This window comes from Marinobacter sp. DUT-3, from assembly GCF_050379435.1.
Taxonomy (GTDB): Bacteria; Pseudomonadota; Gammaproteobacteria; order Pseudomonadales; family Oleiphilaceae; genus Marinobacter.
Map to the genome: position 1 here is coordinate 365,268 of NZ_JBNRMG010000004.1, position 15,621 is coordinate 380,888.

The 15,621-nt window shown below is 59.3% G+C and carries 11 protein-coding genes; 5 read left to right on the forward strand and 6 right to left on the reverse strand.

Annotation, left to right across the window (positions count from 1 at the left end; all coding sequences use genetic code 11):
• Positions 1–76 precede the first annotated feature (76 nt).
• A complete protein-coding gene (locus ACQUWM_RS10000; RefSeq protein ID WP_428922036.1) occupies positions 77–1,492 on the forward strand; it encodes an NAD(P)/FAD-dependent oxidoreductase in 1,416 nt (471 codons plus the stop codon).
• Positions 1,493–1,667: 175 nt separating this feature from the next.
• On the opposite strand, the gene ACQUWM_RS10005 is transcribed toward ACQUWM_RS10000, so the two are convergent.
• From ACQUWM_RS10005 to ACQUWM_RS10025, 5 genes are all read right to left on the reverse strand, one after another.
• Positions 1,668–2,354, reverse strand: coding sequence for a TorF family putative porin (locus tag ACQUWM_RS10005; RefSeq protein ID WP_428922037.1), 687 nt, complete (start codon positions 2,352–2,354; stop codon positions 1,668–1,670).
• A gap of 81 nt (positions 2,355–2,435) precedes the next feature.
• Positions 2,436–3,251 (reverse strand): ABC transporter permease subunit, encoded by an 816-nt coding sequence (locus tag ACQUWM_RS10010; RefSeq protein WP_428922038.1) that lies wholly within the window; start codon positions 3,249–3,251, stop codon positions 2,436–2,438.
• Positions 3,251–4,210, reverse strand: a complete 960-nt coding sequence (locus ACQUWM_RS10015; protein WP_428922039.1) for an ABC transporter permease subunit — start codon at positions 4,208–4,210, stop codon at positions 3,251–3,253. Before ACQUWM_RS10015 ends, ACQUWM_RS10010 begins: the two co-directional genes overlap by 1 nt.
• Positions 4,207–5,382, reverse strand: coding sequence for an ABC transporter ATP-binding protein (locus ACQUWM_RS10020; RefSeq protein WP_428922040.1), 1,176 nt, complete (start codon positions 5,380–5,382; stop codon positions 4,207–4,209). Before ACQUWM_RS10020 ends, ACQUWM_RS10015 begins: the two co-directional genes overlap by 4 nt.
• 78 nt (positions 5,383–5,460) lie before the next feature.
• The gene (locus tag ACQUWM_RS10025) at positions 5,461–6,567 is read right to left on the reverse strand and encodes a polyamine ABC transporter substrate-binding protein (RefSeq protein ID WP_428922109.1); all 1,107 of its coding nucleotides are present in this window, start codon (positions 6,565–6,567) and stop codon (positions 5,461–5,463) included.
• 198 nt (positions 6,568–6,765) lie between these two features.
• On the opposite strand from ACQUWM_RS10025, the gene ACQUWM_RS10030 reads away from it, so the two are divergent.
• On the forward strand, positions 6,766–8,253 hold the full coding sequence (locus tag ACQUWM_RS10030; RefSeq protein WP_428922041.1) for an aldehyde dehydrogenase: 1,488 nt from the start codon (positions 6,766–6,768) through the stop codon (positions 8,251–8,253).
• 19 nt (positions 8,254–8,272) lie between these two features.
• On the opposite strand, the gene ACQUWM_RS10035 is transcribed toward ACQUWM_RS10030, so the two are convergent.
• Positions 8,273–9,196: a LysR family transcriptional regulator gene (locus ACQUWM_RS10035; protein WP_428922042.1), complete on the reverse strand. Its 924-nt coding sequence runs from the start codon at positions 9,194–9,196 to the stop codon at positions 8,273–8,275.
• Positions 9,197–9,326: 130 nt separating this feature from the next.
• Here ACQUWM_RS10035 and ACQUWM_RS10040 point away from each other — a divergent pair, with 130 nt between their 5' ends.
• The 3 genes from ACQUWM_RS10040 to ACQUWM_RS10050 all read left to right on the forward strand — a co-directional run bounded on the left by ACQUWM_RS10040 (position 9,327) and on the right by ACQUWM_RS10050 (position 15,577).
• Entirely contained in the window at positions 9,327–10,787 is a 1,461-nt protein-coding gene (locus ACQUWM_RS10040; protein ID WP_428922043.1) for an NAD-dependent succinate-semialdehyde dehydrogenase, read from the forward strand.
• Positions 10,788–10,840: 53 nt separating this feature from the next.
• Positions 10,841–12,118 carry a 4-aminobutyrate--2-oxoglutarate transaminase gene (gabT, locus tag ACQUWM_RS10045; protein ID WP_428922044.1) on the forward strand — a complete coding sequence of 426 codons (1,278 nt, stop codon included), beginning with the start codon at positions 10,841–10,843 and terminating at the stop codon, positions 12,116–12,118.
• Between the two features lie 90 nt (positions 12,119–12,208).
• Positions 12,209–15,577 carry an NAD-glutamate dehydrogenase gene (locus ACQUWM_RS10050; protein WP_428922045.1) on the forward strand — a complete coding sequence of 1,123 codons (3,369 nt, stop codon included), beginning with the start codon at positions 12,209–12,211 and terminating at the stop codon, positions 15,575–15,577.
• The last annotated feature ends 44 nt before the right edge of the window (positions 15,578–15,621 follow it).

Consider the following 15,621-nt stretch of genomic DNA (forward strand, 5'->3'; position numbering starts at 1 on the left):
CGCCTTACCGTTCAGCAAACTGGTTACATAGCGCTATCAGCGCGATTCCTGAGAAACACAACAAATGAGTGTGACCATGAACGGATTAACGGATGCCCAAAAGGCTTTACTGAGAACAAAGTTCTTTCCCTACTGGTTAGATCACGCCGATGCACCCAAGCCTGAACCGTCACTCAAGGGCAGCACCCAGTGCGATCTGCTGATCGTCGGCGCTGGCTTCACAGGGCTCTGGGCCGCCGTACAGGCAAAAGAGAACAACCCCGAACGTGATGTGGTTCTGATCGAGGCGCAATGCGTTGCCATCGGAGCCTCAGGTCGCCCCGCGGCCATACTGTCGACCTCGGTTATGCATGGCCTGGACAATGCTCAGCGCCTGTTTCCAGACGACATGGACGATCTGGAGCGTCTGGGCAAAGAAAACCTTGACCATTTCCGCGGAACGATCGAACGCTACAACATCGACTGCGATGTCGAATGGGGTGGTGAGCTCACCGTCGCCATCGGTGAAGATGGCCTGGACGACATCAAAAAAGAGTACAAACTCTACAAGCGCTACGGCCACGACGCCTACCTGCTCAACCAGGACCAGGTTCAGTCTGAGGTCAACTCACCGCTGTTCTCCGGTGGACTCTGGTCCAAGAGCCGCAGCGGTACGGTCCACCCCGGAAAGCTGGCCTGGGGCCTTAAGCGCGTGGCGAAAGAACTCGGCGTGAGAATCTACGAATACACCCCTCTGTGCGATACCCGCGCACTGAACCCAGGTGTAAAGGCGGAAACCCCCGAGGGCCTGATCAGAGCCAACAAGGTGCTGCTCGCCACCAACGCCTTTGCCATCAGCGGTAGCAAGATCCGCAAACGGGTCGCTGCGATCCGCGACCGGATCGTTGTCACCGAGCCGCTCACCGACGAGCAGTTGGCCAGTATCGGCTGGAAGCACCGTCAAGGCATCTACGACACCCGCACACAGCTTAACTACATGCGCCTTACCGCCGACAACCGGATCCTGTTTGGCGGTCGGCTGGGGTACTTTTACGAGAATGATACCGACCCGAAAGCGGACAAGACGGCAGAGAACTTTGTGCCACTGGTCGAAAACTTCTACAAGACCTTCCCGGGCCTGCGCGGCATCAATTTCAGCCATGCCTGGAGCGGTCCCATCGGCCTGACCACACGGATGGCGGTGCACTTCCAGCGTTACCACAACGGCGACATGGTCTACGCGGGTGGTTACTCCGGTTTCGGCGTCACCGCTACCCGCTTCGGCTCAAGGGTCGGACTGGATATACTCGATGGGAAGGACACGCCCGAGAGCAAACTGGGCTTTGCCAGCACGCTGCCGGGCTACATCCCTCCCGAACCGTTCCGCTGGATCGGCGCGAAGATTACCATGTACGCGCTGGATACGGTTGATGCCAAGGGCGGCTGGCGGCATTTGTGGATTCGGCTGGTTGAGAAGATGGGCTTCCCGATCACGCAAAAGGAATTGGGCTGACATCCCAATCGCCTACCACCAACAGCCGGGCCCTGGAGCCCGGCTTTTTTGTCTCCGTGACCCTTGTGTTCCAGGGCAACAGAGCGAGCCAAAAAAGGCCGGCGAGATCGTTCTGCAGCGGGATCGCAGAACCACCAGGCCGGCCGGAACAGGCAGCTGTGCTGCCCGTCAGCGCTTAAAAACTTCTGGAAACCGTCAACAGGACCGTTTGGTCGTTGCGGAACGGGCCAGTATCGATTTCCTGATCGCTGTCCAGATCGTTAAACAGGTAGGCGAGTGACAGGTCGAGACCAGCGAGGCTGGTGGAGGCGCCAACCGAGAAATCGCTGTAGTCACCGATATCAATCTCGTCCCAGTAATCGCCAAAGCTATGACCGGCGTGCAGGTCCAGAGACACCTGGTCGGTCACCGCGTAGCTGTAGTCCAGCGCGACGTAGTGTGCGTCCTCACTCAGATTGACATAGTCGTTGGCGAAGGCGTACTCCAGTTTCAGGTCGCCGTAATAGAAGTTGAAGTCTACTTCTGCGTAGTCTGCGTCAGCTGCGTCATAACCCGGGTAGGTGTAATAATACAGGGTCGCATCCCAACTCATCTTGTCATTGATTTCGGCCCAGTAGCCGGCGTACCAGTCGATTTCCAGATTAGCGTCGTCGCCAAAATCGACGTTGCTACCCCAGATGCCGGCATAGAGACCGTTTTCAAAGGCCACGTCGATACTGCCCTGCACAGCTGCATCACCGGCCGTTTGCGAGATACCACGGAAACGGTAGTCATTGGTGAAACTGACAGTACTTGAGAGCTCGGCTGCCGTCACGGCAGAGGAAAGTAACAGGCACGCCGGTGCCATCCACAATGATTTCATAGGATTCTCCTAGGTGTTGTTTTTAGGTTTGGGGGAGTGAAACCGGGGGCTTTGCCCCCGGGGTTGGGATTAGGAGCAGGGTTATTCCTGGATTTCTTTACTACGGTGCTGGCGACGCATCTGGAACACCGCGGCAATCACCCCGACCGCCACGGTCAGAATCATCAGCGTGGCCAGGGCGTTCACCTCCGGACTGACGCCCAGGCGGACCTTCGAGAAGATCACCATCGGTAGCGTGCTATCACCCGGGCCGGAGACAAAACTGGCGATGACCAGGTCATCCAGTGACAGGGTGAAGGAAAGCAACCAGCCCGAGACAAGCGCCGGCGCAATCAGCGGCAGGGTCACCAGGAAGAACAGCGAGGCAGGCCTGGCGCCCAGGTCCATGGCCGCTTCTTCCAGGGTCTCGTCCAGTGATACCAGACGCGACTGCACAACCACGGCCACGTAGGCCAGGCAGAAGGTGGTATGGGCGATGATCACGGTGCCGGTGCCGCGCCCGGAGGGCCAACCGAACATCCCCTCCATGGCCACAAACAGCAGCAACAGGGACAGCCCGGTGATGACTTCCGGCATAACCAGCGGCGCGGTCGTCCAGCCCGACAGAATCATCTTGCCGCGGAAGCGACCGAACCGGGTCAGTACGAAACCGGCCAGCGTACCCAGTACGACCGCCAGCGTGGCGCTGATGACGGCGATCTTCACGCTCACCAGCGCGGCGTCAATAATCTGGTCGTTTTTAAACAGCTCGGCATACCATTTCAATGACCAGCCACCCCATACCGTCACCAGCTTGGACTTATTGAAGCTGTAGATGATCAGGGCAATGATCGGCGCATACAGGAACACAAAACCCAGGCCGGCGGACACATTCAGGAAGGTTGAACGACGTTTCATCAGACAGCCTCCCTCTGTTTCTCGGCGTTGTTACGGATCAGCATGATCGGCAACACCAGCACGATCAGCATCACCGTCGCGACTGCCGAAGCCATGGGCCAGTCCCGGCTGAGGAAAAACTCGTCCCACAATACCCGACCGATCATCAGCGTATCGGAGCCGCCCAGCAGCGCCGGAATGACGAACTCGCCCACCGCCGGAATAAACACCAGCAAGCAGCCGGCAACGACACCGGGCAAGGACAGCGGCAGGGTGATAAGGAAGAAGGTTTGCGCAGGCTTGCAGCCCAGGTCTTCCGCTGCCTCAAGCAGCACCCCGTCGAGCTTTTCGAGCGCCGTATAGAGCGGCAACACCATAAACGGCAGGTACGTGTAAACGATGCCGATGTAAACGGCGATATCGGTCTGCAATATCGTCAGCGGAGTGTCGATCAGGCCGATGCTCATCAGAAAGTCATTGACGATGCCATTCTTCTGCAAGATCCCCATCCAGGCGTAAACCCGGAGCAGAAACGACGTCCAGAACGGCAGGATCACCAGTGACAGCAGCAACGTCCGGGTTGTGCCGTGGCTGCGGGCAATCAGATAGGCCATCGGAAAGCCGATCAGCAGGGTGAAGAAGGTGGAGATGGCGGCGATTTTGGCCGAATTGAGGTAGGCCGCCAGGTAGAAATCATCCTCGAACAGGTAGCGGTAATTGCCGAGGTTGATGCTGATCTCCAGCAACGCCTCTTCCAGATCGAGTTCGAACAGCGACGTGTACGGCGGAATCGCGATCGCCGTCTCGGCGAGCGAGATTTTGAATACCACCAGAAACGGGATAAAGAAAAACACCGCCAGCCACAGACCCGGAATTGAAATGACCGCATAGCGGCCACACTTGATCTGCCCGAGGCGCTCGAGAATCCGAGCCCTCAGTGAAAGCCCTGTGAGCCGGACTGATTCAGCAATAGTACTCATGACGTCAACACCACGCTGCTGTCTTCGTCCCAGGACAAGTAAACGCGATCATCCCAGGTGAATCTCTCGGCTGCGGCGCGCATCAGATTGGGCTTGGTCACTCTCACTTCAAAACCATTATCGAGCCTGACCCGGAATAACGACAGGCTGCCCATATAGGCAACGTCTTCGATCTTGCCGCGAACACAGTTGTCACGCTGTTCGGGGTCCTCGTGGCTGATATTTACTTTCTCGGGGCGTACCGCAACACTGACCACCTGGTTAGCGGTACAGTTGATACCGTGATTGTTGGAAAGCGTGGTGCCGGCGTCCCGTGAATCGATCCGGACAGAGCCCGGCGTCTTCTCAACAACCTTGCCCTCGAACAGATTCACTGAACCGACAAACTCGGCCACAAAACGACTGTTCGGATATTCGTAGACTTCATGGGGTTCGGCGGTCTGGATAATCTGGCCCTGATTCATTACCCCAATCCGGGTGGCCAGGGTCATCGCCTCTTCCTGGTCATGGGTCACCACCACAAACGTCACACCCAACTCATACTGGAGGTTGATCAGCTCAAACTGGGTTTCTTCACGCAGTTTTTTATCCAGTGCGCCCAACGGTTCATCCAGCAGCAGCAGTTTGGGCCGCTTGATCAGCGATCGCGCCAACGCAATCCGCTGGCGCTGCCCACCCGACAACTGGTTCGGCTTGCGCTTACCCAGGTGGCCCATCTGCACCATATCCAGCATCTGCGCCACGCGCTGTTTGGTTTCTGAGCGGCCGACACCCTCGCGACGTAAACCGAACGCGACATTTTCGGTGACAGTCAGATGTGGAAACAGGGCATAGGACTGAAACATCATGTTGACCGGCCGTTTCCAGGGCTGAATGCCCGAAGTATCGACACCATCGATCAGGATGCGTCCGCTGGTGGCCGTCTCAAATCCGGCCAACATCCGGAGCAGCGTACTCTTGCCGGAACCGGAGCCGCCCAGCAGGCAGAAAAGTTCGTTTTTGTAGATGTTCAGCGAGATGTTGTCGACTGCCGTAAAATCGCCAAACTTTTTGGTGACGTTTTCGATCTTCACAAAAGGTTCGGCACCTTCCTGGCGCCACAGTGGCACTGAAGCGCCACCGTCAGCGCAAGCTTCCGCCTGCTCCGGTTCGATTGCCGTATATAAACTCATGCTTTTTCCCCTGGAAGTTATTCCGCTGGTGACGAAACCAGCGGCTTGCGCGCTGGCTCGCCGCCGGAATGACAGTGTTCACCGTCCGGTTTTGGTATTGGACCAGGAGCGGTTCAGGATACGGTCGAACTTCGGTGTATGCGCATTCTGCGTAAACAGCTTGGCCTTGACGTCTTCAGAGGGGTAAATGCCCGGGTTGCTGCTGACCTCGTCATCGAGCAGCGGCATAGCGGCGACATTGGGTACCGCGTAGTAGACGTAGTTGGAGATACCGGCCGCCGTGTCGCCTTGCAGCACAAAATCGATGAACTTATGCGCGGCATCCGGGTGCGGGGCATCGGCAGGGATGGCCATCACGTCGAACCAGACCAGGGTTCCTTCGGAGGGAATGGAGTAACCCACATTCACGCCCTGACCCGCTTCTTCAGCACGCCCTTGTGCCTGCAGTACGTCACCGTTGTAGCCCACGGCAAGACAGATTTCGCCGTTGGCCAGGTCGGAGATGTATTTGCTGGAACTGAAGTATTTAATGTGGGGGCGCACGCTCTGCAGCATCGCCTCGGCTTTCTTCAGGTCGCTTTTTTTCTCACTGTTGGGATCAAGCCCCAGGTAGTTCAGCGCCATGGAGACAACTTCGGCAGGGGAATCCAGCATGGCGATGCCACAATCAGCCAGTTTGGCCGCGACATCCGGGTTAAACACCAGATCGAGGCTGTCGACAGGGGTGTCGCCCAGACGCTCTCTGACCTGATCGACGTTGTAGCCAAGACCGATCGTGCCCCAGGCGTAAGGCACGCTATGCTTGTTGCCCGCGTCGTAACGGGCCACCTTTTCCAACATCACCTGATCCAGATTGTCGTAGTTGGAGAGCCGGGACTGATCAACTTCCAGATAGATATCGGCCTGGACGTGCCGCTCCAGGAACGCGCCGGCCGGCACCACCACGTCATAGCCCGTGCCGCCTGACATCAGCTTGGCCTCAAGCACCTCGTTGGAATCGTAGACGTCGTAGTTGACTTCGATGCCGGTCTTTTCGGAGAACGCTTCAATCGCCTCTGGCGCAATATAATCCGACCAGTTGTAGATATTCAGGACCTTGCTTTCGTCGGCCAAAGCCGCACCGGATGTGACACTGACAGAAAGCGCCAGGGCGGCGCCAAGTCGGTTTTTTGTTATAGGCATAATTCTCTCCTGTCGGGTTGTGCGATTCCCTCACGGATGGGGAACGCTTTTAATCATTAGCATGGCTATCTTGATTCCCCACATACCCTTTTAAGGGTAGTGGGCAGGGAAACCAGCCCCTACCCTCAAGAGGGTATGGCGCGCCCGACAGCGCAATGAGTAGCCTGTACCGCTACCAGATTCCTAGCGGAGAGCGACAACATGGAACAACGAAAAGATTGGCAGCAGCTGAGCCAGCGCGCCCGGCTCCACGGTGATTGCTATATCGACGGCCGCTTCCGGCCCGCCGAAAGCGGCGAACGTTTCCCTTCGATCAACCCGGCCACGGAACAATGCCTGGTTGAAGTTGCCAGCGGCGACCGTGCAGATATCGACCGTGCCGTCCAATCCGCGCTGGCCGCCTACCAGGCCGGCAGCTGGTCCGAGGCCGCACCGGCCCAGCGCAAGCAGGTTATGCTTCGGCTTGCTGACCTGGTCGAGCAACACGGCAACGAACTGGCTCTGCTGGACAGTCTGGACATGGGGAAGTCGATCCACGAGATGGTCAACGTCGACCTGGCGGAAGCGATCGACTGCATTCGCTGGACCGCCGAATGTATCGACAAGGTCTATGGTGAAATCGCTCCGACGGGCAAAGACACACTGGGGCTGATCAGCCACGAGCCCGTTGGGGTCGTCGGCGCCATTACACCGTGGAACTTCCCCCTGTTGATGGCCGTGTGGAAGCTCGCGCCAGCGCTCGCCGCCGGCAACTCCCTGGTGCTCAAGCCGTCCGAGAAGAGCTCGCTCAGCATCCTGCGCCTTGCAGAGCTGGCCACGGAAGCCGGCCTCCCTGACGGCGTGTTCAACGTCGTGACCGGGTATGGCCACACGGCAGGAAAAGCTCTGGCCATGCACCACGACGTCAGCGTACTGGCGTTCACCGGTTCGACCCGCGTCGGTGGCATGCTGATGGAGTATGCCGGCCAGTCCAATATGAAACGCGTGTGGATTGAGGCCGGGGGCAAGTCGCCGATGGTGGTTTTCGACGACTGTCAGGATATCAAGTCTGCGGCAGAAGCCGCCGCTGCGGCCATTTTCTCGAACCAGGGGGAAGTCTGTATCGCCTGCTCGCGCCTGTACCTGCAAAACGGTATCAAGGCACGGTTCCTTGACGCCCTGGTCGAAGCCACTGCGGCCTACCGGGTTGGTGATCCGCTCGACCCGGATACCCGCATGGGACCGCTGGTGGACAAGGCGCAACTCGACACCGTCAGCCGCTACATCCAATCCGCCATCGATGAAGGTGGCCGGGTACTCTGCGGCGGCCTGCCGGAGTACGTCGAGGGCAAGGGCTTCTACGCCAGGCCGACCATCATCGTCGACGCCCATAACCAGATGACGTTCGTGCGCGAGGAGATTTTCGGCCCGGTACTGGCGGTGTCCGGGTTTGAGCAGGAGGACGAAGCGATCCGCCTCGCCAACGATACGCCCTACGGCCTGGCCGCATCGATCTGGACCGATAACCTTTCACGCGCCCACCGGGTCAGCCGCAAGATCAAGAGTGGCATGGTCTGGGTCAACGGCTGGGGCGAAGGCGACTGCACGATGCCGTTCGGCGGCGTCAAGGCCTCGGGTAACGGCCGGGATAAATCGCTGCACTCGCTGGAGAAGTACACCGACATCAAGAGTGTCTGGATCAGCCTCTGATCGGATACCCGGTCATCACTCAACCGTGCAGTTCGCGCAGGATCTCGATGAAGAGTTCGCGGGCGCGGCTGCTCTTGCGGTGGCTGCGGGTAACCGCAGCCAGCCCCAGCTCGTAGCCCTTTTGCTTGGGCAGGAGCCGACGTAACTGTCCGGCATCTACATAGGGCTGCACGTACTTGTCCGGCATAAAACCGATATAGGCGCCAGACAGGATCATCGCCAGGCGGGCTTCGTAAAAATACGCGATGGCCGACTTGTTCATGTCCGCCAGTTGCTCCCCCACCTCCGCACTCGTCTGTACGCCGGCATGGACCACCTTGGAAGCCAGTACCTGTTGCTCGAATGATTCGTCCTCGACGGCATCGAACAGCGGGTGATTGTGACTGCAGTACAGATGGCACCGGTCATAGTAGAGCGGGCTGTAATCCATGCCCTCAAACTGACGGTGAAAGGGGACAAAGCCGATATCGGCTTCGTCGTTGAGTATCATCCGCTCGATTTCCGTCAACGCCCGCACATCCAGCAACACGTTGACCTCCGGAGCCTCCTGCGAAAACTTCGCGATCGCTTCGGCAAGTTTGGCCTCGGTATCGAGACAGACAGTATCACTGGCAATAATCTTCAACTCACCGGTCAACGCGACGTGCAGGGCATCGATGCCGGCACGGAAGGTTTCGAGTGACGAAAACAGCTCCTTCATCAGCTCGTAGACCTCGATGCCCTCTTCGGTCAGGGCGAAACCGGCGCGCCCGCGTCGGCAGAGCTTCAGGTTCAGCCGTTGCTCAAGGTTGGCGATATGAATGCTGATCGTTGAACGGCCGATATTGAGCTCGGTCTCAGCCGCCGCAAAGCCGCCGCACTCCACCACCGACTTGAACACCCGCAACAGGCGGATCTCATAGTCCGCCACCTGCCCCAGCTTGACGCTCAACGTCTTCTTCAATTGTTTTACCCCAATCAACGTTTACAAATAAAGATGAACATTTATCACACTATAGTAGTCGCCCTATGATTGCTAACCAATAGCCCATTCCGGCAATGACACAGCAATGGAAACACAACGGGGGACCGCCATGAGTCTGACAATCAACAACGCCGCGCTGTTTCAGCAGCATGCCTTTATCAACGGCCAGTGGTGTGACGCTGAGACGGGCGACCGTTTCGACGTTACCAACCCAAGCACCCTGGAAAAAATCGCCGACGTGCCCAACCTGGGAGTGGCGGAAACCACGGCCGCGATCGATGCCGCCGACCAGGCACTGCCAGCCTGGCGGGCACTGACCGCCAAGGAGCGCAGCGCCCGCCTGCGTGCCTGGTACGAGCTGATTATGGCCAATCAGGAAGACCTGGCCAAACTGATGACCAGTGAGCAGGGTAAGCCGCTCGCCGAAGCCCGCGGTGAAGTGGCTTATGGCGCCTCGTTTATCGAATGGTTCGCCGAAGAAGCCAAGCGGGTATACGGCGACGTGATCCCGGCCCATGGCCCCGACAAACGCATTGTCACGCTCAAACAGCCTATTGGCGTGGTCGCGGCGATCACCCCGTGGAATTTCCCGATCGCAATGATCACCCGCAAGGCAGGCCCGGCACTGGCTGCCGGCTGCACCGTCGTGGTCAAGCCCGGCGAGCACACGCCCCTGTCGGCGTTGGCGCTGGCCGAACTGAGCCGCCAGGCCGGCATCCCGGCCGGTGTGTTTAACGTCGTCACTACGCTGAAGTCTCCGGTCGTCGGGAAAGTCCTTTGCAACGATTCCCGAGTGCGCAAGCTCTCGTTCACCGGATCGACCCCCGTCGGCAAACTGCTGATGCGTCAGTGCGCCGAGACCGTCAAAAAAGTCTCCCTGGAGCTGGGCGGCAACGCACCCTTTATCGTGTTCGACGATGCCGATCTGGACGCTGCGGTTGCCGGCGTCATGGCCTCCAAGTTCCGCAATGCCGGTCAGACCTGCGTGTGCACCAATCGCATTCTGGTGCAGGACGGCGTCCACGACCGCTTTGTCGAAAAACTCAACCAGGCGGTGGCAAAGCTCACGCTGGGCGACGGTTTCGGTGAAGGTGTCACCACCGGTCCGCTGATTAATGCAAACGCGGTCGCCAAGGTCGAGCGGCTGGTAGGCGACGCGCTCGCCACCGGTGCCGAACTGTGCCAGCCAAGCGGCAAGGGCGAACTGAACGACAACTTCTACGCCCCGGCCGTGCTGACCGGCGTGACCACCGACATGGCGATCGCCAACGAAGAGATTTTCGGCCCTGTCGCGACGGTATTCCGTTTCAGCGACGAAAACGAAGCGGTCCGAATCGCCAACGACACCCCGTTTGGCCTGGCAGCCTACTTCTACGCCCGCGACATAGGCCGCGTATGGCGGGTCGCCGAGGCCCTGGAGTACGGCATGGTCGGCATTAACGAAGGGCTGATCTCGACCGAAGTCGCTCCGTTTGGCGGTATCAAGGAGTCCGGCATCGGCCGCGAAGGCTCCCGCTACGGCATCGAAGACTTTGTCGAGATCAAGTACCTGTGCATGGGCGGCATTTGATCCGCTCGTCGCCCGAGTTCTTCACTAAATAACGAACAACCGAGGTTAGCTCCATGAACAATGCATCTCTGCAACAGCGCAAGGACAACGCATTCGCCCGCGGTCAGGGTACCCTGACCCATGCTTACATCGAGAAAGCCCGTAACGCCGAGTTGTGGGACGTGGAAGGTAAACGTTACATCGACCTGGGCAGCGGTATTGCCGTGGTCAACACCGGCCATAACCATCCCAAAGTTCAGGCGGCTGTTCAGGCCCAACTGGAAAAGTTCAGCCACACCTGTGTCATGGTGACCCCGTACGAGTCTGCCGTTGAACTGGCCGAAAAGCTGAACGACGCCGCTCCGGGCGACACCCCGAAAAAGACCGTCTTTGTCACCACAGGCGCGGAAGCGGTGGAAAACTGCGTCAAGATTGCCCGTGCCCATACCGGTCGCAGCGGCGTCATTGCGTTCCAGGGCGGCTTCCATGGTCGCACCAATCTGACCATGGGACTGACCGGCAAGATCGCACCCTACAAGGCCGGTTTCGGACCGTTCCCGGGTGAGATCTACCACGCCCCTTACCCTAACGAGTACCACGGGGTCTCCACAGAGGATTCACTGGCCGCGCTGAACATGCTGTTCACCTGCGATATCGAGCCCAGCCGTGTCGCTGCCATCATCATCGAGCCCGTTCAGGGCGAGGGTGGCTTCTACCCGGCCCCGCCCGCGTTCATGCAGGCGCTGCGCAAGCTGTGCGATCAGCACGGCATCCTGCTGATCGCCGACGAGATCCAGACCGGCTTCGCGCGCACCGGTAAGATGTTCGCCAGCGAATACGCCGGTATCGAACCCGACCTGATGACCATGGCCAAAGGGATTGCCGGAGGTTTCCCGATCGCCGCGGTGGTCGGCAAGGCCGAGGTTATGGACTCACCGCTACCCGGCGGCCTGGGCGGCACCTACGGCGGCTCACCCCTCGGCTGCGCGGCGGCCCTGGCCGTTCTCGACGTGATCAAGGAAGAGCAACTGTGCGAGCGTGCCGTGCACGTGGGTGACCGTATCGTCGAGCGCCTGCACGGTCTGCAGACCAAATACCCGCAGACGATTGGCAACATCCGCAACCTCGGCGCGATGATCGCCATGGAGCTGGTCAGCGACGGGGACGTCAATCAGCCCAATGCGGAGCTGACCAAGGCGCTGGTCGGTGAGGCCGCCAGGCAGGGACTGGTTCTGCTGTCCTGTGGTATCCGTGGCAATGTCATCCGATTCCTGCCGGCACTGACCATTACCGATGCGCTGATCAGCGAAAGCATGGACCTGCTGGAGCAGACGTTCGACGCCCTGATGTAGGCCCGAACGCTCAACACTCCCTGAAATCAGGAGCCGCGCCGCGGCTCTTGTCCTTACACAATTCTGTTATGGCACTGTGAGGGTATTGCTATGTCTGAAAACAACCAAAACAACCAGATTCTGAATCAACCTGCGGTCTCGGAAGATGACTGGGCGACGCGCCTGATCGAGACTGGAGGAGCCCTGGCGACCCCGTATCAGCAGGCATTCTCCAGTGCCTACCGCGAACATGTGGCGCCTGCCCAGGCGGTTGAGGATATCCGTTTAATCAACGATTTGAACGAGCCCGACCAACTGACCAGCAGCTTTGCCCAGAGCCACCACCCCGACCCGAGACGGTTTCGTTTCCGGCTGATCAGCCGGGCGGATTCACTGTCCCTGTCAGACGTGGTGCCGATCCTGGAAAACCTGGGCGTCAAGGTCATCGACGGCTATCCGTTTGCCGTCAACCGCGCCGACGGTTGCCGCTTCTGGATTCACGACTTCACGCTCTGCGCCACAGAAGCTGTCGAGCTGGAGCAGGCCCAACCGCTGTTTCGTGACGCTTTCCACCGCATCTGGCACAACGCGGCCGAGAATGATGAGTTCAACCGCCTGGTGTTGATGGCCGGCATGGACTGGCGCCAGGTCGCCTTGCTGCGCGCCTATGCCCGCTACATTCGCCAGATTCGTTTCGGGTTCAGCCAGCCGTTCATTGCCGACGTGCTCTGTCGACACATCAACATCAGCAGACGGTTGGTGACCCTGTTCGAGCAGCGCTTTGATCCCCGACAGGATGATGCCGCATCCGCCAGTGAAACTACCCGGCAACACATCGTGGATGCACTGGAGCAGGTCGAGAACCTCGATGAGGACCGTATTATCCGGCGCTTCCTTGAACTGATCCTCGCCACGTTGCGCACCAACTACTTCCAGCCGACCCCGGAGGGGAATCTCAAGGACTACTTTGCCTTCAAGCTGGATCCGTGCGCCATCAGCGAGCTGCCACTGCCGCGTCCCAAGTACGAGGTGTTTGTGTACTCCCCCCGGATGGAAGGGATCCACCTGCGTGCCGGTAAGGTCGCCCGTGGCGGGCTGCGCTGGTCCGACCGCAGCGAAGATTACCGCACCGAAGTCCTGGGCCTGGTCAAAGCGCAACAGGTGAAAAACTCCGTCATCGTGCCCATGGGCGCCAAGGGCTGCTTCATCGCCAAACAGCTGCCGACCGATGGCAGCCGGGAGCAGCTGCATGCCGAGGGCGTTGCCTGCTATCAGACCTACATTCGTGGCTTGCTGGACATCGCCGACAACCTGCTTGAAGGGAAGGTCGTCCCGCCCACCGCCGTCGTTCGTTACGACGATGACGACCCCTATCTGGTGGTCGCGGCGGACAAGGGCACCGCAACCTTTTCCGACATCGCCAACGAGATCGCAGCTGAGTATGACTTCTGGCTGGGCGACGCCTTCGCGTCCGGGGGCAGCCAGGGCTACGACCACAAAGGCATGGGAATCACCGCGCGTGGCGCCTGGGAATCGGTCAAGCGTCATTTCCGCGAGCGCGGGCTGGACAGCCAGCGTGACGCATTCAGCGTCATCGGTATCGGCGATATGGGCGGTGACGTGTTCGGCAACGGTATGTTGCTGTCAGACACGCTCGAGCTGGTCGCGGCATTCAACCATCAGCATATTTTTGTCGATCCCTATCCGAACGTGGCGGCAGCGTCAGCAGAGCGGCATCGCCTGTTTGCCCTGCCCCGCTCCAACTGGTCCGACTACAATACATCGCTGATATCCCAGGGCGGCGGCGTCTTCTCACGCAAAGCCAAGCGGATCGCCATCACCCCGCAGATGCAGGCGCGCTTCGCAATCAGCGCCGACGAGATGACGCCAGACCAGTTGATCAGCGCCCTGCTGAAGGCACCGGTCGACATGCTCTGGAATGGCGGCATCGGCACCTATGTCAAAGGCCGGTCTGAAACCCACGCCGAGGTCGGCGACAAAGCCAACGACAATGTCAGGGTCAACGGTAGCGAGCTTCGCTGCCAGGTCATCGGAGAAGGCGGTAACCTGGGCCTGACCCAGCATGGACGCATCGAGTTTGCCCTGGCAGGCGGGGCGTCCAACACGGACTTTATCGATAACGCCGGCGGGGTGGATTGTTCAGACCACGAGGTCAACATCAAGATCCTGCTCAATGCCCTGGTGGCACACAACGAACTGACGCTGGAGCATCGCAACAGTCTGCTGCGACGTATGACCGATCAGGTGTCCGATCTGGTCCTGAAGAACAACTACCGGCAGGTGCAGGCACTGAGTCTCGCCGAGCAGGACGCCAACGAGGCACTGGATGAATACATCCACCTGATCGACGATCTGGAAGCCAGCGGCAAGCTGGATCGGCAGTTTGAAGCGCTGCCGGAACGCAAGACCCTGTTTGAGCGCCGCGAACAGCGCAAGGGGCTTACCCGGCCAGAGCTGTCGGTGCTGATATGCCATGCCAAGATCGAGCTCAAGCGCGCCTTGATCGATTCCTGGGTGACCGAGGATTGCCGTTTTTCCAAGGCACTGGAAAGCGCTTTTCCGGCGCTTCTCGTAGAGCGTTATCCGGAAGCGGTGCACAACCACCAGTTGCGGCGGGAAATCATCGCGACCCAGATCGCCAACGACCTGATCAACCGCATGGGCATTACCTTCGTCTACAACCTGCACAAGGCGACGGGCGCCGATTACGCCCAGATCTCTGCGGCGTACCTGATCTCGTGCGAACTGTACGGTATCGATCAGCGCTGGAATGAAATCGAGGCGCTGGACAACCAGATCGCCAGCGATATTCAGCTCGCCATGATGCGTGAATTGCGTCATCTGATCAGTCGCGCCAGTTGGTGGCTGTTAAGCCGTCGCCGACACGACCTTGACCTGCACAACTGTATCGCCAGTTACCGTCCCGGCATCAACCAGATGCTGGCCGGCATCGAGCCGCTCAAGCAGGCAATTCCGTCCCGGGATCGCTGGCAACAGCATTTCCAGCGCTATACCGAAGCCGGGGCCCCCGAATTGCTGGCGGCGCAGTGTGCCGCCAGCAATGGCCTGTACTGTCTGCTGGACATTGTCGAAGCGGCCACTGAGTTGGGGCAGGAGGTACACGACGTCGCCGCGGTGTATTTCCAGCTCGGTGAGCAGTTGAATCTGCCATGGCTGGACCATCAGATCCGCACCTTCAAGGCAAACAACCACTGGCAGGCGCTGGCGCGAAACAGTTACCGGGATGATCTGGACGCCCAGCAACGGACCCTGACGCTCAGTGCGTTGCGTCATCGTGGCGCAGACGAGATGCCTGCCACGGTCGTCCAAAGCTGGTCGGAAAAACACGCTCCCTTTGTTCGGCGCTGGCAGGCCCTGCTGGATAACATTCAAAGCCACCCAGCCACCGATTGCGCGATCTTCACTGTCGCCATGAACGTGCTGTTTGAGCCGAGCTGAAGCAAGCTAAACGAGGCACAAAAAAACCGGGGTATCCGCCCCGG